Source organism: Rhodobacteraceae bacterium M385 (assembly GCA_025141835.1).
Taxonomy (GTDB): domain Bacteria; phylum Pseudomonadota; class Alphaproteobacteria; order Rhodobacterales; family Rhodobacteraceae; genus Gymnodinialimonas.
Genome location: CP081102.1, coordinates 1,414,148 through 1,433,658 on the forward strand (window position 1 = coordinate 1,414,148; position 19,511 = coordinate 1,433,658).

Genomic DNA, 19,511 nt, shown 5'->3' on the forward strand with positions numbered 1-19,511 from the left:
CGCAGATGATGGATGGGGAAAGCCACTTCGATTACATCGTGGTTGGCGCAGGGTCGGCGGGCTGTTTGTTGGCCAATCGCCTCAGCGCAGACCCATCGCGCCGGGTGCTACTGCTGGAGGCCGGAAAACCCGATCGCTATGCGTGGATTCACATCCCCGTGGGCTACCTCTACTGTATCGGAAATCCGCGCGCCGATTGGATGTATAAAACGCAGCCTGCCAAGGGGCTGAATGGGCGCAGTTTACTGTACCCTAGGGGCAAAACCTTGGGGGGATGTTCGTCAATTAACGGCATGATCTACATGCGCGGACAGGCGCGTGATTACGACAATTGGGCCGAATTGACCGGCGAGGCGGCTTGGAACTGGGAAAACTCCCTCAATGATTTCAAGGCGCACGAGGATCACTACAAGCTGGACGAAGGCGCGGACCCGGCGACGGGCGACAACAGCCGGTTCTCGGACATGCATGGCCACGGTGGAGAGTGGCGGATCGAGAAACAGCGCCTACGGTGGGACGTGTTGGACAGTTTTTCCGACGCCGCAAATGAAGCGGGCATTCCAAAGACCGAAGATTTCAACACCGGCGATAATACCGGCGTCGGCTACTTTGATGTCAACCAGCGCTCGGGCTGGCGTTGGAACACGGCCAAGGCCTTCCTGCGGCCTGCAACGTCGCGGCCTAACCTGACGGTCTGGACCGAAGCGCAGGTGGAGAAGCTGACCTTCGCCAAGGCCTACGACGGACAAACCCGCTGCACCGGCGCGGTTGTTCACCGCAATGGCACCCCCGTCACGGTCCGTGCCACGCAGGAGGTGATCTTGTCGGCGGGCGCGGTGAATTCGCCCCAGATTTTGCAGCTTTCGGGCGTTGGTCCGGCGGCCTTACTGCGCGACCATGGCATCGACGTGGTGAAGGACGCGCCCCGTGTCGGCGAGAACCTGCAAGACCATTTGCAAATCCGTGCGGTGTATAAGGTCAAAGGCACCAAGACCCTGAATACGCTGGCAAGTTCCCTGTTCGGCAAGGCCAAGATCGGTCTGGAATATGCCCTGAAACGCACCGGCCCGATGAGCATGTCCCCCAGCCAATTGGGGGCCTTTGCCCGCTCTGATCCAAGCCGCCCCCACGCGAACCTACAATACCACGTCCAACCCCTGAGCCTGGAGGCTTTCGGAGAGGATTTGCATGATTTCCCGGCCATCACCGTCAGCGTGTGCAATCTGAACCCCACCAGCCGGGGGCATGTGCGCATCGCCTCCTCCGACTTCCGCGACGCACCGGAAATCTCGCCCAATTACCTTGATACGGACGAGGACCGGAAAGTTGCGGCCGACAGTCTGCGGCAGGTGCGCCAGATCATGGATCAGCCGGCAATGCAGGCTTATGGGCCGGAAGAGTTCAAACCCGGTGCGCAGTACCAATCCGATGAGGAACTGGCGACGCTGGCGGGCGATATTGCCAGCACCATCTTCCACCCCGTGGGCACCGTGAAGATGGGCCGGGCAGACGATGACAGCGCCGTTCTTGACCCGCATTTGCGGTTGAAGGGTGTTGCGGGGCTGCGGGTTGTGGATGCCTCGGTCATGCCGAATATCACCAGCGGCAACACCAATTCCCCCACAATCATGATCGCGGAAAAAGCCGCCGCTTGGATCTTGGCGGGCCGCTGACGCCCATTCGGTCGCTTTTTTAAAGGCAAATCGGACGATCCAAAGACGTGCAGGTCTTAAATCGTGTACGATCACCGTAAGGCGATGTTTCAGCCCCCCCACATGGGGCCGGAAAATAATCCGCATGTTTTTGATCCAATCCCATGGGGCAGGCGTATCAGATACATCTAACCCACCGGAGTTCCGATGCCCTTTGACGCCCGCCCGATCGCCCCCCAACGTATTGCAATCATTGGCGGAGGCATCTCTGGCCTTGCGGCGGCCTATTTGCTTGCGCGCCACCACGCCGTCACGATTTTTGAGGCCGCGCCACGGCTGGGCGGCCACGCCCGTACGGTGATGGCGGGGCGCAATGGGGATCAGCCTGTGGATACGGGCTTTATCGTGTTCAACTACGCCAATTACCCGCATCTGACGCGGATGTTTCAAGACCTCGACGTGCCGGTGAAGAAAAGCGACATGAGCTTTGGGGCCTCGGTCGATGGCGGTAGGGTCGAATACGGCCTGCGCGACCTTGGGGCCCTAGCGGCGCAGCGGCGCAACCTGTTGCGGCCGGGTTTCCTGCGTATGGTCCGCGATATCCTGCGCTTCAACGACAAGGCCGAGCGTTACGCCACCGACGACAGCGCCACCATCGGAGAGCTGATGGACGACTTGAGCCTGGGCGATTGGTTCCAGCGGTATTACCTGATGCCTCTGTGCGGGGCGATCTGGTCTACCCCGCCGTCCGAAATCCGCGCCTTTCCCGCCCGCGCTTTGGTGCAGTTCTTCCGCAATCACGCGCTGCTGAGCGCGTCGGGCACTCATCAATGGTGGACGGTGGATGGCGGCAGCATCGAATACGTGCGCCGGCTGGAGCAACACCTTCGCGCCCATAGCGTCACGATCCACACGGCAACGCAGGTGCAACAGGTGGTGCGTGCGGCGGGGGGCGTATCCGTCGTGACGGGGCAGGGCGCACAGGAGCCCTTCGATCAGGTGATTTTCGCCTGCCATTCCGACCAAGCCTTGCGGCTGTTGCAGCAACCAACAGCGCAAGAACGCACGGCGCTGTCGGCGATGCGCTTCCAGGACAACCAGATGATCCTGCACCGCGACACCACCCAGATGCCGCAGCGCCGCGCGGTGTGGTCCAGTTGGGTGTATAAGGCCGATACCACGCGACCGGAGCCCGCCATTGGTGTCACCTATTGGATGAACCGCTTGCAAGGCATCGCCGAGGCGGACCCGCTGTTCGTGTCGCTCAACCCCTCAACAGAGGTGCCGCAGCATTTGATTTACGATCAGACAACCTTCCGCCACCCGGTCTTCGATGGGCCTGCCTTGGCCGCGCAGAAGCAGCTGACGGCGATGCAGGGGCAGAACAACACGTGGTTTGCAGGGGCTTACACGCGCCACGGATTTCATGAGGATGGCTTCGCCTCGGCCGCGCGGATTGCCCGCCTGATGGACCGGCAGGTGGCCTGATGCACAGGCCGGAACATATCGCGGGCACTACGACCCATCGGCGCAAGGGGGCAATTAAGCACCATTTTAGCTACGACGTTGATTTCGTGCTGATAAATCCTGAGGCCAGCGCGCCGGGTCCGGCCCTGTTCGGGCGCAATCGGTTCAACCTGATGGCGGTCCGGGATCGTGACCACGGCGGCCCGATGTCCAAAGGGCGCGGCCCGATCTGGGCGCGAGAAGTGTTGGAACGTCATGGGCTAGCCAGCGACGGCGTCGATCTTCGCCTGCTCACGCAGCCAAGCTATCTGGGCTATGCGTTCAACCCCGTCAGCTTCTGGCTCGCACAGCGGGATGAGGCGCTGGTTGCGGTCATCGCCGAAGTCTCCACCCCTTTTGGCGACCGTCATTCCTACCTTTGCCATTCCCCCGATTTTGCCCCGATCACGGCGTTGACGCGGATCACGACGCAGAAATCCCTTCATGTCTCGCCCTTCCAAGAGGTGGCCGGAGATTATACGTTTCACTTCGATATCAAACGTGACCGCATCGCGATCAATATCCTGCATCGCAATGGCGATCAGGGTGTGTCGGCCAGCCTGTTCGGCCCCCGTGCACCCCTAACCAATCGGGTCATATTGGGGGCCAGCCTGCGCCGCCCCTTGGGCGCGATGCGCACCATGGCGTTGATCTACTGGCAGGCCCTGCGACTGAAGTTGAAGGGGGCTGTGTATCGCCCCCGGCCAACGCCGCCAAATTCGGAGGTAACCTAATGTTATTCCTTACCAAACGCGTGAAACACGACTTTCTGGAGAGCTGCGCCCGTATCCGTCAAGGCACCCTGCGCCTGCGCACGCCCGAAGGCGAGGTGTATGATTTCGGCGACGGCGGCACCGCGGCCGAGATCGAGATCCACGATTGGTCTGTTGTCACCTCTCTTGCCGCGCGCGGTGATATCGGCCTGGGCGAAACCTATGTGGCGGGTCTGTGGGACACGCCCTCCATCGCCGATCTGACCGAAGTGGCCGTGCGCAACATGGAGAAGCTTGAGGGCTACGCCTATCCCGGCTTTTGGAACAACCTGAAGTTTCTGGCCGCCAACCGTCTGATGCGGGCCAATTCCGTGCGCGGTGCGGCGCGGAACATCCGGGCCCATTACGATGTGGGCAATGAGTTCTATCAGCTGTGGCTGGATGAGACGATGACCTATTCCTCGGCGCTATTTGCCCCCGGTGATGACGATCTAAGCCGGGCGCAGAACCGCAAGTACGACAGGATCTTGCAGCATTTAGGCAGCGGAGAGCGGGTGTTGGAGATCGGCTGCGGGTGGGGCGGTTTTGCCGAACGCGCCGCCGAGCATGGGCGCGATGTGACGGGGCTTACGATCTCTCCCAGCCAAAAAGGCTACGCCGATGCGCGTCTGGATGGCCGCGCTGAAATCCGCCTTCAGGATTACCGGAAATGCGACGGGAAGTTCGATAACATCGTCTCGATCGAGATGATCGAGGCCGTGGGTGAAACCTATTGGCCCACGTATTTCGCCACCCTGAAAGACCGGCTGGCAGACAGGGGGCATGCGGTCATTCAGGCGATCACGGTGCCGAATGATTACTTCAAGACCTATCGCAAAAGCTCGGATTACATCCGCCATTACACCTTTCCCGGCGGCATGTTGCTCTCGGACGCCGTCATTGCGGATCAGGCAAAGCGGGCAGGGCTGATGGTGAAGGATAGCCACGCCTTTGGGGCTGATTACGCCCGCACCCTGTCCATCTGGAGCGACCGTCTGGACGCACAGGCTGACCGCATCCGGCGCTTGGGCTACTCCGACAGCTTCCTGCGCAACTGGCGCTATTATCTGGGCATTTGCGCGGGCTCATTCTCTGCGGATCACACCAACGTCGTGCAAGTGGAGCTGGCCCATGCCTGAGCGCGAGACCATTTGGATCATCGGCGCCAGTGACGGCATCGGTGCGGCCTTGGCACGGGCTTGGGCGGGCGAAGGCGCGCGGTTGATCTTGTCGGCCCGTTCCGAGGGAGCGTTGCAAGACCTCGCCGCAAGCCTCGGCCCGGATCACGTGGCGCTGCCCTTGGATGTGGCGGATCGGAGCAGCCTTGTGGCGGCGGCTGAAAGGATCGCAGACATCGGCCCGTTGGACCGTGTCGTCCACTTGGCGGCAATGTATGACCCCGGCAAAGTCGCGGAACTGGACCCGGACACCGCCGCTCAAATCGTCACCGTGAACCTCACTGGAACGTTCCATATCGCCCAAATCGCCCCGCCGCTGTTGCGCGAAGGCGGGCAACTGGCGCTTTGCGGCTCGGTCGCGGGGTATATCGGCTTACCGCAGGGCCAAATCTATTCGGCCACGAAGGCGGGGGTGATGAACTTGGCGCAATCGCTTCGGGCCGAGCTTTCAGGCAGCCGCGATGTGCGTCTGATAAGCCCCGGTTTCGTCGATACGCGCCTGACCCAACGCAACAATTTTACCATGCCCGCCATGGTCACCCCCGAGGTCGCCGCGCGTGCGATTATCGCCGGGCTGAACTCCCGCCGGTTCGAGGTCCACTTCCCGCGCCGCTTCACCTACGCCCTGAAATTGCTGAGCGTTCTGCCCTATTGGGCCGCGCTGCCCCTAACGCGGCGGTTGACGCAATGAACGCAAGTTTCCCTTCTTTCACTGGAGTCCAGCCATGAATATTCTGATCCTTTATATTGCAACCGCATTAATCTTCTTTGCAGCCGACGCGGTCGGGCTGCGGTTGTTGGTTAAACCGGTGTTTGATCGACACATCGACCACCTCTATGCCGACAGCTTCCGCGCGGTGCCGGCAGCGTTGTTCTACCTTGGCTATGTGGGGGGCATTTTGTGGTTCGTGTCCTTGCCCGCGCTGCGGGCCGGTGACCCTTCTGCGGCGCTGATCGGCGGTGTGATATTGGGCCTGATGGCTTACGGTACTTACGAATTTACCAACTTCGCCACCTTGGCGGATTGGACGGCAGAGCAGGTCATCGTGGACACCCTTTGGGGCGGTGTGTTGACCGGTTTCGCCGCCTGGGCCGGAGTTATGGTGACGCGCGCGGTGGTTTAGGGGCCGTATGAGGCTCTTTGACGAAATATTTACCTTCCGGCAGCTACCCTCGTTCTTGCCCCTTTGCCGTGATCGGATGGGGGAATGGCCATTGCACGATATGCCTTGCCTTCAGAATGGGGGCTATCCATCCCGCGCGTGACCTGCCACTAACGCAGAAGGGCAATTGACGTCCCAAGCGCGAAGGAGACTCGATTGCAACCATCTGACTGGACCCGCATCCTTGCGAAATATCGCGAGCCGAACCATTCGCGCAGTATTTTCGAGGTGGCTGTAACCCTTGCCCCCTTCACCGTGATTTGGGCGTTGGCATGGTGGTCCTTGTCGGTCAGCCCTTGGTTGGCGCTGGCCCTGGCGGTCGCGAATTCCACTTTTCTTGTGCGGCTGTTCATGATCCAGCACGATTGCGGCCACGGCGCGTTCTTCAAGAACCGTAAAGTGGGCGATTGGTTAGGCCGTTTCATTGGCGTGCTGACGCTGACGCCCTATGACGTGTGGCGCCGCAACCACGCGATGCACCACGCTACGACAGGTAATCTGGATCATCGCGGATCGGGCGACCTGCCAACGCTGACCGTGCGCGAATATCGCGCCAAAAGCTGGATTGGGCGCGCGCTGTATCGGTTGGTTCGTAACCCGTTGTTTTTGTTCGGCGTCGTGCCGTTCTACACCTTCTTCCTGCAAAACCGTTTGCCCATTGGCGTGATGCGCGGGGGCTGGCGTTACTGGATCAGCGCCCAAGGCACAAACCTGTGCGTCGCTGCGATTGTGGGGGGGCTGTTCTGGCTTGGCGGTCTGAATGTCGTGCTGTTTATCTTCCTGCCCACGGTGTTTTTGGCGGCTGTTGTTGGCATGTGGCTGTTCTACATCCAACACCAGTTTGAAGATACGGTTTGGGACCGTGACGGCGATTGGACGATCCAGGACGCGGCGCTGCACGGCAGCTCTCACTACGATCTGCCCGCTGTATTGCGCTGGCTGACGGGTAATATCGGCGTTCATCACGTCCACCACCTTGCCAGCCGTATCCCGTTCTACCGCTTGCCCGAAGTGATGCGTGACCACGATGTTTTGGCGCAATCTCAGCGAATTACCCTTTGGGAAAGCTTCAAATGTGCGCGCCTGCATCTGTGGGACGAAGATAGCCGCAAGTTGCTGTCCTTCGCCGCCGCGCGGCGTTTGGCGGCTTAACCCGCCGGGCAATTCGGCTATGGTAGTCTGAGGCGCTTTGCCGAATGGGCGCGATCAGATGGGATAGCCGATGACAGACGATGCCGATGCCGTCCGCGCGTGGTGGCGCACTTCGATCATAGATATGGAGCCGGGAAAGATCGCCTTTCGCGGCCACCCGGTCGAGGCGCTGATCGGCGCGGTCAGTTTCCCGCAGATGATCTGGCTGATGACGCGCGGCGATCTTCCCACGCCCGAGCAGGGGGCGCTGCTAGAGGCGGCCTTGGTGGCGGGCGTTGACCACGGCCCGCAAGCGCCCTCTATCGCGGCGGCGCGAATGGCGGCGACCTGCGGCGTTGGCCTCAATAACGTGATGGCTACGGGGGTAAATATGCTCGGAGATGTCCACGGCGGCGCGGGGGAGCAATGCGCCGAGCTTTACTCAGACATCGCCACCCGCATGGACGACGGCACCCCGCAAGACGCGGCCATCGACGCGGCCCTTGACGATTGGCGCACGGCTCACGGCAAGATTATCCCCGGCTTTGGTCACCGCTTCCACAAACCCACGGACCCCCGCGCCCCGCGCATGATGGATTTGGTGCGCGAGGCCGCGAAAGCCGGCGTCGTACAGGGCCGTTTTGCCGACATCGCCGAAGCGCTGCAAACGCGGATCGGCCAAAACCGAGGCGCCCCCATTGCGATGAATATCGACGGGGCGACAGCGGTGATCTTCTGTGAGCTAGGCTTCGCGCCGCCTCTGGCACGGGGCCTGTTTTGCCTGTCGCGCTCTGTCGGCATCCTCGCCCATGGGTGGGAACAGATGCAGCAGGGAGGCCGAAACAAGGGCCCAATGCCCCCGGCCTACCTGCCACTTTATGCACCGGACGCGGGCGAAACCTAAGACGGATCGCGCCGCTTGGACGCCTTGGGCGCGCGGGGTTTGCGCGGCTTCGGCGCGCCTTTTCCACCCGCCTCAGTGGCGGCCGCGCGGCGGGCTTTGTTCTTCTTGCTGTTGGGTTTCCCGGTGGTGGGCGCGCCTAGTCGTGCGCCGGGGTTAGCCGCCGTTTTACCCTCGGGCCGCGTGGGGCGCTCGAACCCTGCGCCGCCGTCGGGCTTGCTGTTCTTGTGGCGTGGCTTGCGGGCCTTCCACGGCTCGGCCTGGGGCAAATCCGGCTTGCTCTCTGCTGCATTGTGGCGCGGCTTGCCGCCGGTGGCGGGCTTTTTTGGCTTCTTCTGGCGCGGCTCCGGCGCGTCGTTCCAATCAATCGGCTTGGAATGCCCCGGCTTTGGACCGCTCGACTTGGGACCGCTCGGTTTGGGTCCGTCATGGTCGCGTGGCGCAGGCTTGGGCCCGCGTCGGTCATTGGACTTGTTGGTGCGCGGTTTGCGATCTTGGGGCGCATCGCCCCGTGGCGGACGCGGGCCGCGATCAACATTTGGGGCACTGTCTAAACGGGTCAGCGCCGCACCGTCTTCAAGCTGCATTTTTCCACCAATAGCGGACAGGAAGCCATCAACGGCGCTTTCGCGCAGCTCAATGAACGAGGCCTCGTGGTGGATGCGGATTGCGCCCACGTCTTCGCGGCTGATCTTGCCCATCTTGCACAGCATCGGCAGCAGTCGGCGTGGCTCTGCGCCCACCGCTTGGCCCCCGGCGAGTGAGAACCAGACGCTCGGTCCGAAGGGCTTGCGTTCGGGCGCGGCGGTCACATCGGACAGCTCCTCCGGCGCCGAGCGGCGCTCTCGGTACATACGCACAAAGGCGGCGGCCAGTTGCTCGGCAGAATACATCTCGGCCAAACGTGCCACCGCGTCGCGGTTGGCGGGCTCAATTTCAGCCTCCCAATCACTGCTTTGCATCATCCGCTCATCGTCTTTGGCGGTGACCTCTTCGGCCGAAGGCGCGTCGGCCCAAACGGCGGTCAGCTTGGCCCACCCCAACAGGCGTTGCGCCTTCTTGCGGGCAGCAGGCGGCACGATCAGGGCAGAAACCCCCTTGCGTCCGGCGCGGCCCGTGCGGCCAGAGCGGTGCAGAAGGGTATCTTGGTTCGTCGGCAATTCGGCGTGGATCACCAGTTCTAGATTGGGCAAATCGATGCCGCGCGCCGCCACGTCAGTGGCCACACAGACCTGCGCCCGTCCATCGCGCATGGCTTGCAGGGCATTGGTCCGCTCCGATTGGGTCAATTCCCCCGACAAAGCCACGACCGAAAATCCCCGGTTCGACAGCCGTGTCGTCATCCGGTTCACCGTGGCGCGGGTGTTGCAGAAGACGATGGCATTGGGCGCCTCGTAGTAGCGCAAGACATTGATGATCGCGTTTTCGCTGTCGCGCGCCGACACGGTCATAGCCCGATATTCGATGTCCGAATGCTGCTTTTCGCCCGTCGTCGTGGCAATGCGCTCGGCGTTTTTCTGGTAGTTCTGCGCCAGCTTCGCAATTGCGGCAGGCACCGTGGCCGAAAATAGCAGCGTCTGTCGGTCTGAGGGCGATTCCTCCAGAATGAACTCCAGGTCCTCCCGGAAACCCAGATCCAACATCTCGTCGGCTTCGTCCAACACCACGGCTTTCAAACCCGACAGGTCAATGGACCCGCGCATGATGTGGTCTTTCAGGCGTCCCGGCGTGGCAACGACGATATGGGCGCCGCGGGCCAAGGCGCGGCGTTCGTCGCGCATGTCCATGCCTCCCACGGTCGAGGCCAATACCGCCCCCGCATGGGCAAACAGCCAGCTCAACTCGCGCTTCACCTGCATTGCCAGCTCGCGTGTCGGCGCGATCACCAAGGCCAATGGCGCGCCCGCGGTGCCAAATTCTTCCGCCTCGCCAAACAGGCCCGGCGCAATCGCCAGGCCAAAGCCCAAGGTCTTGCCCGACCCGGTTTGCGCCGAGACCAGCATATCCTTGCCGGTCAATTCCGGGTCCGAGACCGCCTGTTGCACCGGGGTGAGGGTATCATACCCCTTGGCGTCGAGGGCTTTTTGAAGGGCCTGTTTCACGTCTAATCCACTTTCATCAACACGTCGCGCCTCCGAAAGGCGTTCGCAAGGGGCCGCACCTAACGCCTTGCACCGCAGAAGTATAGGGTACTCGCGCGTCGCAGGCAGTGCCGCAACGTCGCGCTCCCGTTCCTTATCAAAAACGCGTCGTCCCTGCTTCCTTGTTCTAAAAATATCCTGGGGGGTTTGGGGGGCTAGCCCCCCAAGCTCAACGCTTGCCCCAAACGCGCCGACCGCTAAAAAAATTGCCCGGCAACCAAGGGGATGGCTGCCGGGCGGATGAGACGCGCTGGAAGAGTATGCGCGCCTTTCAAGATGCCCCACTGGAATTAACGGGCACCCGGTCCGAATAAGATCCGCGCGCCTGTGCGCTCGGGTCTGTAACTGTCTTCAAAATATGCTGCGGTTGAATTCTCTGCTTCAGCAATCAAAGCGCCACGCAGGGGCGGGATTCCGGGTTTTGCCAGTTCCAGCGCGATCCACCGCGCCACCTGTGGCGCTGCCGCCGAGGTGCCCGACAGGCGCACCGCCGCGCCCGAGCGTGTTCCCGCCCCCAAAACCCCCGGCACCGCGTGGTTCATTTCCGAAATCGCGGCGATATCCACGCCGTCCCGGTCGTTGTCCTCATCGCCTGCGCTGCTGAAGGTCGAGGCCGCCGTTGCCTGCAAACTTTCCACCTCGCGCCGCGCCACATTGGCGGCCCGCGCCGATCCGACCCGTATCGTATGGGCGCCCGATCCGATGGCATTCGTCGTCCCCCGCCGCAGCACCCATGCGCCTTGGGTATCAGCCTCTTCCGGCCGCCCGTCGGGGGTGACGACCCGGTAGCTTGCATCTTCCAGCCGCGATTGGCGGCCAAAGGGGCGGAACCCGAAGGGGGTGTCATTGCGCTGGCAGCGGATGGTCACGCTTTCCGGCGCCTCCGCCGCCGTGTTCCACAGGCGCACCTGCCAGTCACCGGCGGGCAAGGTGGCCTCGGTTTGGGCGAATTCATCTCCGCCCAAGGCCTGCTCGAACACCGAAGGGGCCATAATCAACGTCAGCTTGTGTTGTGCCGACAGGCCGAGGGCATCGCGGTCCATTTCCTTGCGCCCAAAGCTCAAGATCGCTTCGTGGTACACCATCGCAAGGGTGCGGGTGCCATCGCTCAAGGGTTGGCCGTGAAAGAACGGCACGTCCTCGTCCGGCACCGTGATCCACGCCCCGCCTTGGGGCGGTTTTATTTCCAGCCGGAGAGGGGAAGGGAGGGCGGACAACTGCTCAACCACCTGCCTGCGCTGGTTGGCATTCAGCCCGTCCTTAATTTCCTTCACCCTCTCCAACCCGTAGGACGCAAGACTGATGGTGCGTTCCGGCCACCAGAATTCGACCACGGTGGGTGCTTTGTTTTCGGGCTTGTGGCGCAGGATCAGCGGCGCAGCGACGTCTTGCTCGGGCCGCTCATTGCCGACGATTTTCTGGCCATGGGTGCGGTCCAGATGGCTGTTGCCTGCTGGCAGGACGACCCAAACGGGAATGCCGTGATCGCGCCACATGGCCTTTACCGCGCCGTCGATCCATTCCTCCATTGCCGCGCGACCGCTAAGCGCACTGGCATAGATCCCGTACGAGAAGTTGAGCACCAAGGGCAGGCGATCGCCCCCCTTAGGCTGCAATCGCAACGCGCGGTCCAGAATGTAATCTATGGCGTGGGTCACATAAGACGCCATGAAGGCGCCCGATGAATTGCGGGTCGCGTGGCGGGCCAGTTGCACTGCAACGATCGGACGGCGTGTTGCCAGATCAGAGGGCACTTCGCCCAGATCATTGGCGGCGGCGTCATCGCAATCATAGCCCGTTGCAAGGTCCATCACATGGGTGCCATGGGCGGCAATTCCGGCCACAGACCGCGCCATTTCCGCATTGCGATAGGCGATGTCCTGATCGGGGTAGAGCGAGCCTTCAGGATAGCTGAACAGGCTGGTATTGATCTCGTCCTCGGTCCAATCGTGGCCGAAGGGCAGGGTGTAGCCCGCCGTGGGCCGCGTGTTGCCGCAGGTGGCATCCTGGTTCCAGAACGCGGCCATGCGCGTCTGGTAACGACCCGAGGGGCCGGGCTTCAGAAACCGAGCGTGGGCGAAGGCCAAGCCGTCATCAATGATGCCCATGATGACGGTGCCCGAGGGCGCATCGAGGGGCGGAACATCGCCGCGGTCCGTCCTTAAGTTGATGCAGAAGGCCCGTTGGGTCACCGGGGCGGTCTCGTCAGGGTGGGCGGTGAAGACCTCTTGGTCGACGGGGGTGGCGATATTGCGGGGCAGGCTACCGACCAGGCCGCGCAGCCACCAGTCGCTGGCAGGCGTTTGCACGGTGGCCGCTTTGCCGCCTCCGTCCATCCGCGTCGCTGATCCCCACCCCCAAGTCATCGCGCTACCTTTGTGTTTCGACTGAGGTGGACCATTCGGCCTTGGCCAGAGTGTAAAGCTGGGTCAAAGTCAGGGTGGCGGGGTGAGATTGCAGCGCATAGGGCAGCGGCGTCGCATAAGTCACTGATGTGTTGGTGCTGGGATCTGCGACGCTCAAGGGGTCCGGCCCGAAGATACCTGCGACACTTTCATAGGTGAAATCTGCGCCACCATAGGCGTCGCCTTCACAGTGCCACCCGTTTGCATGGCCCGCGCTTCCAGCCATCTCCAGGATATAGCCGCCAAGGGACACGCCAAGGGTGGCCCCCGCCGCACTATCCACGGGGAAGTGGACCCCCGCCGCCGTGCGGTTCTGGGCAATCCGCGCGGCTTGGCGAAGCAATTGCTGCTCCGCGAGGTGGGGCCGATGCTGCGCACAAAGGGAGAGGTCACGCAGGATCGTGGCGGCGAGGAACGCTTCGGTCGCATGGCCAGAGGGCAAACTGCCGTGGCCCGGTGTCTGGATCATCGGATGGACCTGCGCCGAGAATTCGTTCGGGCGACGGCACGCGAGCAGATGCTTACACTGCATTTCAATCAGCGACACGGCCTCTAGCGCGGTCTGGATCAGCTCATACGTCCAACGATGCCGCCCTGGATGCAGGGGTAGGACGGCGCCGAACGGGGTAATCAGATCAGTTAGTTGTTGCAGGATCTCTGGCGTCCGCTCGACCCGTTGGTCGGCGTAGTATTCTAAGTAATTCAACTGCTTGGCGAAGGTGTCGTTGCCGGGGCGGTCTAGGCGCGCGATTTGCGTTCCGTCGTGCAAGCTCACGCTGACCGCATCGGGTGTGCCGCTGATGGGGCGCACCGCAAGGGTGGCCGCGATTTCCTGCACGATGATCATCACACGCACATCGGCGGACCATGTGTGCAGGTTTGCGGGATCGTTGAACGGCAAAGGGTCAGGACGCGGCGCGTCTTGGGTCCACGTCCAAGGACCGGCACTACTGGCGTGACCCATGATAAGCGCTGCCGCCGCCGAAGCAGGCGCACCGGAGGCAGACGAGAATTGCCCATGCTGGCCGTGTTGCCCGTGCTGGCCATGCTGACCGTGTTGGCCATGTTGCCCGTGCTGACCGTGTTGGCCATGCTGCACGGAAGAAAAACTGCTTGTCGTCATGATGCCCCACCCGGCAATTTACCTTGCGTAAAGGAAACCGGCCTTTCAGGTGCGATTTTGTCAACGGGAGGTTAATTTTCGTGCTAGAAACCCCGTGACTATAACGCTTTTTTAACGATTATGACGCCCGCCAGTGGGGCGTACATCTTGTATACTTCGGACTCGACATGTCGGAACCTGCCCACAGCTTGACTCTGATCGGCCCGTTCAAACTGCGGTCGCCGACGGGTGCGACCATTGAAATCAAAGCAAAAAGAGCCCGCGCCATCGTGGCGGCTTTGGCCACTGGGCGCGATATGGCTCGGCCCCGAGCGTGGTTGCAGGAGCATTTGTGGAGCGACCGGACCAAGGCGCAATCGGGCCTGTCGATGCGCCAATGCCTCCACTCTCTGCGCCGCGATTTGGGGGGCAGCAGTAGCATTCTCTTGGTTGAGAAAGGGCAATTGCGCCTTGATCCTGATCAGGTTTGGGTAGATGCCGCCGACGACGGGCATCTGACGCAATTGGCCGAACAGCCGGTTGAGGCACCGCTGTTTCTGGACGGGTTATCCATTGCCGACCCTGCGTTTCTGCTCTGGCTAAAGGACCGCCGCACCCACTTTGGAAAACGGCTTGGCGGGCGGAAGGGGGCGCAAATGCCTGCGCTGAAGCGCCCCATCGTGATCCGGGGGAAACCCGACGCCGCCACCGCGTCGCAGACCTATAACACCGTGCTGCAAGACCTGATTTGTAAAAGCATTGATGACCAAGGCCGCGTTCAACTGCTGGATGAAGACGGCATGGTGGGCCTGTCTCAAGCCGATGCCAGCCGCGCCTTCCGGGTGCAGGTCAATAGCATGGACACGGGCGGGATGCGCGGCGTTTCAGTAAACCTGACCCGCTCGGTTGATGGGACAGTTTTTACCAATCTGACACGCCTGTCCGACAACGTGGATATGATCGATTTAGTCAATCAGGCGGTGGTGCATTCGCTAGAGGAAATCGCCAGCTATGGGGCTGACCTGCCTGCCGACAAGATTGCCACGGCGATGTGTATGCGGGCGATGCATTCGGTCACGAATTATGCCGCCACCACGATCGATAACGCCGATACGCTGATCGCGAAAGCCTATGAAATAGACCCGCAGCCTGTGTTTCTGGCGTGGCGGGCCTATTTGCGCACCTTTCTGTTGGGGGAGGGGGGCGGCGCGAATACGCAAGCGATCCGAGAGGAGATGGAGCGGTTCATCATGCTCGCGGAGGAGCAGGACCCTGAAAACTCAATCGTCCTGTCCTTGGCCGCTTTCATCCATTCCATGTGGCTTTTGTCCAATGAAGAGGCGTTGGAACTGGCGCAGCGCAGCCATAGTTTGAACCCTGCCAACCCTTTCGGGATCTCTTATCTGGGGATGGTCCACACCCACCTCGGGAATTTTGAAGAAGGCTATCGCCTGACCCGCCGCGCCAATGGGCTTTCGGTAAGCCGCAACGCCAAATCCTCGATCCGTTATGTGGCGATGCGCTCGGCCGCCTGCGCCGGGCGCTACACCGAAGCGATCAAAATCGGAGAGGTTCTGGGCCGCGACGCGCCGCAATTTCTGGCGCCAAAACGGTTGATGGGGATGCTCTATATGAAGGTCGGGCGGGTGGCGGATGCCGAAGCGATGGTCGAAACCCTGCGCCGGTTCGAACCCGATTACGGGATGGACAAGATGCGCGATGCCTTCCGCGCCTCGCCCCTTTTGAACGCCAGCAAACTGGGCCGCGCCCGTTAGCTTTCGGTCGCCATCGGTGGCGCTGTTATCGCCTCTCGAACGACATCGGCCAAGCCCGTCAAATGCTCGGCCAAGGGGCTGGATTTACGCCACGCCATGCCAATTGTGCGCTTGGGCGTGACCTGATCGAAACGGGCGACGGACACCGCGGCAGAGCGTGTTTCGACCTCGACCGCCATGTCGGGGATCAACGTCACGCCGATCCCCGCGCCGACCATCTGCACCAAGGTGGAAAGGCTGGATCCGTCCAGACCCTCGGCGGGTAAGTTGTTGCGAATGTTGCAAAAAGACAGGGCCTGGTCCCGAAAGCAGTGGCCCTCTTCCAGCAACAGAAGCCGCATTTGCGCCAAAGCGTCCCCGTCAGGAACCGGCTTGTCGGCATCGGCTTGGGGGCGCACGAGAACGAAATCTTCGTCATGCAGGGGCACTTCGGTCAGGGTGGGTTCGGAGATTGGCAGCGCCAAAATGGCGGTGTCCAAGCGCCCGGCGGTCAGGTCTTCCAGCAGGCGCGGCGTTAAAGTTTCGCGGATATGCAGGTCAACTTGCGGGTAGTGCAGGCCAAGGGCGCCGATCACGCGAGGCAAAAGGTAGGGCGCGACGGTGGGGATCACCCCTAAGCGCAGACGGCCCGTCAGGCCACCGTGCGCTGCGCGCGCGAGATCATCCAAGGCGTCAACGGCGCGCAAAATCTCTTTCGCGCGGGCCAGCACGGTTTCGCCAAACCCGGTGACCCGCACGTTACGCGGGGTGCGCTCAAACAGGGGCAGGCCGAAGCTGTCCTCCAGTTCCTTGATTTGCATCGACAGCGCAGGCTGGGTCACGTTGCAGGCTGCAGCCGCATGGCCGAAGTGGCCATGTTGGGCCAGCGCGTCCACATATCTTAACTGCTTAAGGGTTAGGTTTCTCATAAGATGAACTTATCAGGCATATCAGAATTTACAACTGTAGCTAATCGACATGGGGTGTTAGGTTTTGCGCAATCGCGACTCACATTGGGTGATGTCGCCGTCAGCTTTTGCTAGCATGGGAGTTAATAATATGGACGGAAATGCACATTCTGAGGGTTGCCCAGTCATGCACGGCGGCAGTGGCCGCCCCATGGGCACGTCAGCCAACCAGCAGTGGTGGCCAAATCAGTTGAACCTGAAACCCCTGTCGGCGAACTCCGAAAAGCTCGACCCGATGGATGCGGGCTTTGACTACGCGGAAGAATTCCAGAAGCTGGACATGGCGGCAGTGAAGGCCGATATCGCGACCTGCCTGAAGGATAGCCAAGATTGGTGGCCTGCGGATTATGGCCACTATGGCCCGTTGATGATCCGTATGGCGTGGCACTCGGCCGGCACCTACCGCACCTATGATGGTCGCGGCGGGGCCAGCACCGGGACGCAGCGTTTCGCGCCGCTGAACTCTTGGCCCGATAACGGCAACCTCGATAAAGCACGCCGCCTCCTGTGGCCGATCAAAGAGAAGTATGGCCGCAGCCTGTCCTGGGCCGATCTGATGATCCTGGCGGGTAACGTGGCGTTGGACGACATGGGGCTGAAGACCTTTGGCTTCGCGGGCGGCCGCGCCGATGTGTGGGAGCCGGAAGAGGACATCTATTGGGGTGCAGAGACCGAGTGGCTGGCCACGTCGGACATGGAAAACACCCGCTACGGCGAAAAACGCACGCTGGAAAATCCCCTGGCAGCCGTGCAGATGGGTCTGATCTACGTGAACCCGGAAGGTCCGGACGGAAACCCTGATCCGTTGGCCTCGGCCTTTGACATCCGTGACACCTTCGCGCGTATGGCGATGAACGACGAAGAGACCGTCGCGCTGGTGGCGGGTGGTCATACCTTCGGCAAGGCGCACGGCGCGGGCGATCCGGAACTGGTCGGCGCAGAGCCCGAGGGCGCTGATGTGGCTGAGATGGGTCTTGGTTGGAAAAACGGGTTCGAATCCGGCAAGGGCGTTCACACGACGACCTCGGGCGTGGAAGGTCCATGGACGCCGACGCCAACTCAGTGGGATATGACGTATTTCGATGTTCTGTTCGGTCACGAGTGGGAATTGACGAAATCCCCCGCTGGCGCAAACCAGTGGCGTCCGGTGGACTTCGAGAACGATCAAGCGCCTCAGGTTGATGGCAACGGCACGGTGCCGATCATGATGACCACGGCCGATATCGCGCTGCGCACGGATCCGGCCTACGAGAAAATCAGCCGTGATTTCCATGCCAACCCCGAGAAGTTCGCCGACGCCTTTGCCCGCGCCTGGTACAAGCTTACTCACCGCGATATGGGCCCGATCCAGCGCTACCTTGGCGACGACGTTCCGTCGGAGGAGCTGCTGTGGCAAGATCCGGTGCCGATGCCGCAGGGTGTGCAGGTCAGTGCCGCAGATGTGGCCGTGCTGAAGGGCGCTATTCTTGAAGCAGGCTTGTCGGTGCAGGAACTGGTGCGCGTGGCTTGGGCATCGGCCGCTAGCTACCGCGACAGTGACAAGCGCGGCGGTGCCAACGGGGCTCGCATCCGCTTGCAGCCTGCGCGCGGTTGGGCGGCAAACAATCCGGCAGAGTTGGAGAAGGTGTTGCCGATGCTAGAAAGCATTGCCGAGGCGTTCAATGCCAAGGGCGGGGCGCAGGTCTCGGTTGCGGATGTGATCGTGTTGGCGGGTTGTGTCGGCGTCGAGGCGGCAGCCGCCGCAGCAGGCCACACGATCGAGGTGCCTTTCACCCCCGGTCGTGGGGACGCAACGCAAGAGCAGACCGATGTGGAAAGCTATGACGTGCTCGCACCCACGTCCGACGGGTTCCGCAACTACCACTCAGACAAGGCCCTGCGCGAACCAGCAGAAATGCTGGTGGACAAGGCGGCGTTGCTGGGGCTGACCGCTCCGGAAATGACCGTTTTGGTCGGCGGTATGCGGGCCATGGGCGCGACCTTTGAAGACCGAGGCGAAGGGGTGCTGACGCAGACGCCCGGCACGTTGAACAACGCCTTCTTCAAGAATGTGCTGGATATGGGCACCGTATGGAGCAAGGCCGACAATGGCGTGCTGGAAGGCCGCGACCGCGCCAGCGGAGAGGTCAAGTGGACTGCGACAGTGGTGGACCTCGTGTTCGGCTCCAACAGTCAATTGCGGTCCTTTGCAGAGGTCTATGCCAGCGCCGATGCGGAGGCCAAGATGGTTTCCGACTTCGTGGCAGCATGGGTCAAAGTGATGGAAAACGATCGCTTCGATCTGCACCGCTAAGCGGGACGGCAATAAATGAGGGGGGCGCGCCGGGCATCTGGCGCGCCCCTTTTTTGTGGGCATGTGTTGGAGGGGTTCCGCATCGGGGGGCCAGCCCCCCACGCGGTTTTTCCTGAAGGAAAAACGCACGCTCCCCCCGGAGGTGTATTGGCCAAGATGAAGGGGGGAGCGGCGCGGATCAGCGGCGTTTGTCGCGATGGTAGGTGAGGGCCATGGCGGCGATGTGTTGAAAAGCCGCCTCTGGAAACGGGGCGGAGGCGGGGAGGACGACGGCACGGGAGCCGAGGTAGGTGAATTCTGTCGGGAAGGTGGCGCGGTAGCTATCGAGAAGCGTGGTGGAGCAGGGCACGAAGAGGGTTGGGAGGCCGTCGGTCGCGCCAAGGCGCAGGGTCGTGCCGGCTTTTTTGGCGGGCAGGTAGGCGGGTTGACCCCATTTGAGGCATTCGGTGAGGGGGAGTGTGTGTGTCGCCTCGGCGGCGGCGAAGATTAACGCGCGAAGGGTGGCGGTGCGCGGCGGCAAGAGCGAGAGGGCGGCGGCGACTTCTGAGGGAATGGGCGGGGGCAT

The 19,511-nt window shown here is 61.9% G+C and carries 15 protein-coding genes; 10 read left to right on the top strand and 5 right to left on the bottom strand.

What is annotated here, in order from left to right:
• Window positions 1–5: 5 nt before the first annotated feature.
• From K3728_06915 to K3728_06950, 8 genes are all read left to right on the top strand, one after another.
• Window positions 6–1,673: a GMC family oxidoreductase N-terminal domain-containing protein gene (locus K3728_06915; protein ID UWQ96939.1), complete on the top strand. Its 1,668-nt coding sequence runs from the start codon at window positions 6–8 to the stop codon at window positions 1,671–1,673.
• A 186-nt stretch (window positions 1,674–1,859) separates the two neighbouring features.
• The gene (locus K3728_06920; GenBank protein ID UWQ96940.1) at window positions 1,860–3,140 is read left to right on the top strand and encodes an FAD-dependent oxidoreductase; all 1,281 of its coding nucleotides are present in this window, start codon (window positions 1,860–1,862) and stop codon (window positions 3,138–3,140) included.
• Complete coding sequence (locus K3728_06925; protein ID UWQ96941.1) at window positions 3,140–3,892, top strand: DUF1365 domain-containing protein; 753 nt, start codon at window positions 3,140–3,142, stop codon at window positions 3,890–3,892. Before K3728_06920 ends, K3728_06925 begins: the two co-directional genes overlap by 1 nt.
• The gene (locus K3728_06930) at window positions 3,892–5,049 is read left to right on the top strand and encodes a cyclopropane-fatty-acyl-phospholipid synthase family protein (protein ID UWQ96942.1); all 1,158 of its coding nucleotides are present in this window, start codon (window positions 3,892–3,894) and stop codon (window positions 5,047–5,049) included. Before K3728_06925 ends, K3728_06930 begins: the two co-directional genes overlap by 1 nt.
• The gene (locus tag K3728_06935) at window positions 5,042–5,779 is read left to right on the top strand and encodes an SDR family NAD(P)-dependent oxidoreductase (GenBank protein ID UWQ96943.1); all 738 of its coding nucleotides are present in this window, start codon (window positions 5,042–5,044) and stop codon (window positions 5,777–5,779) included. Before K3728_06930 ends, K3728_06935 begins: the two co-directional genes overlap by 8 nt.
• Before the next feature lie 34 nt (window positions 5,780–5,813).
• Window positions 5,814–6,212, top strand: a complete 399-nt coding sequence (locus K3728_06940; protein ID UWQ96944.1) for a DUF2177 family protein — start codon at window positions 5,814–5,816, stop codon at window positions 6,210–6,212.
• 195 nt (window positions 6,213–6,407) lie between these two features.
• On the top strand, window positions 6,408–7,403 hold the full coding sequence (locus K3728_06945) for a fatty acid desaturase (protein ID UWQ96945.1): 996 nt from the start codon (window positions 6,408–6,410) through the stop codon (window positions 7,401–7,403).
• A gap of 70 nt (window positions 7,404–7,473) precedes the next feature.
• Window positions 7,474–8,286, top strand: coding sequence for a citryl-CoA lyase (locus tag K3728_06950; protein ID UWQ96946.1), 813 nt, complete (start codon window positions 7,474–7,476; stop codon window positions 8,284–8,286).
• Here the strand turns inward: K3728_06950 and K3728_06955 are convergent.
• The 3 genes from K3728_06955 to K3728_06965 all read right to left on the bottom strand — a co-directional run bounded on the left by K3728_06955 (window position 8,283) and on the right by K3728_06965 (window position 13,952).
• Window positions 8,283–10,385, bottom strand: coding sequence for a DEAD/DEAH box helicase (locus K3728_06955; protein UWQ96947.1), 2,103 nt, complete (start codon window positions 10,383–10,385; stop codon window positions 8,283–8,285). The two genes, K3728_06950 and K3728_06955, sit on opposite strands and share 4 nt — an antisense overlap.
• Window positions 10,386–10,714: 329 nt before the next feature.
• Window positions 10,715–12,790 carry a S8 family serine peptidase gene (locus K3728_06960; protein ID UWQ96948.1) on the bottom strand — a complete coding sequence of 692 codons (2,076 nt, stop codon included), beginning with the start codon at window positions 12,788–12,790 and terminating at the stop codon, window positions 10,715–10,717.
• 4 nt (window positions 12,791–12,794) lie between these two features.
• A complete protein-coding gene (locus K3728_06965; GenBank protein UWQ96949.1) occupies window positions 12,795–13,952 on the bottom strand; it encodes a phosphatase PAP2 family protein in 1,158 nt (385 codons plus the stop codon).
• 167 nt (window positions 13,953–14,119) lie between these two features.
• On the opposite strand from K3728_06965, the gene K3728_06970 reads away from it, so the two are divergent.
• A complete protein-coding gene (locus K3728_06970) occupies window positions 14,120–15,706 on the top strand; it encodes a hypothetical protein (protein ID UWQ96950.1) in 1,587 nt (528 codons plus the stop codon).
• Here the strand turns inward: K3728_06970 and K3728_06975 are convergent.
• Window positions 15,703–16,614 (bottom strand): hydrogen peroxide-inducible genes activator, encoded by a 912-nt coding sequence (locus K3728_06975; GenBank protein UWQ96951.1) that lies wholly within the window; start codon window positions 16,612–16,614, stop codon window positions 15,703–15,705. The two genes, K3728_06970 and K3728_06975, sit on opposite strands and share 4 nt — an antisense overlap.
• Window positions 16,615–16,744: 130 nt before the next feature.
• On the opposite strand from K3728_06975, the gene katG reads away from it, so the two are divergent.
• The gene (gene katG, locus K3728_06980) at window positions 16,745–18,946 is read left to right on the top strand and encodes a catalase/peroxidase HPI (protein ID UWQ96952.1); all 2,202 of its coding nucleotides are present in this window, start codon (window positions 16,745–16,747) and stop codon (window positions 18,944–18,946) included.
• Between the two features lie 178 nt (window positions 18,947–19,124).
• Here katG and K3728_06985 read toward each other — a convergent pair whose 3' ends face one another.
• Window positions 19,125–19,511 carry a DUF1801 domain-containing protein gene (locus tag K3728_06985; protein ID UWQ96953.1) on the bottom strand — a complete coding sequence of 129 codons (387 nt, stop codon included), beginning with the start codon at window positions 19,509–19,511 and terminating at the stop codon, window positions 19,125–19,127.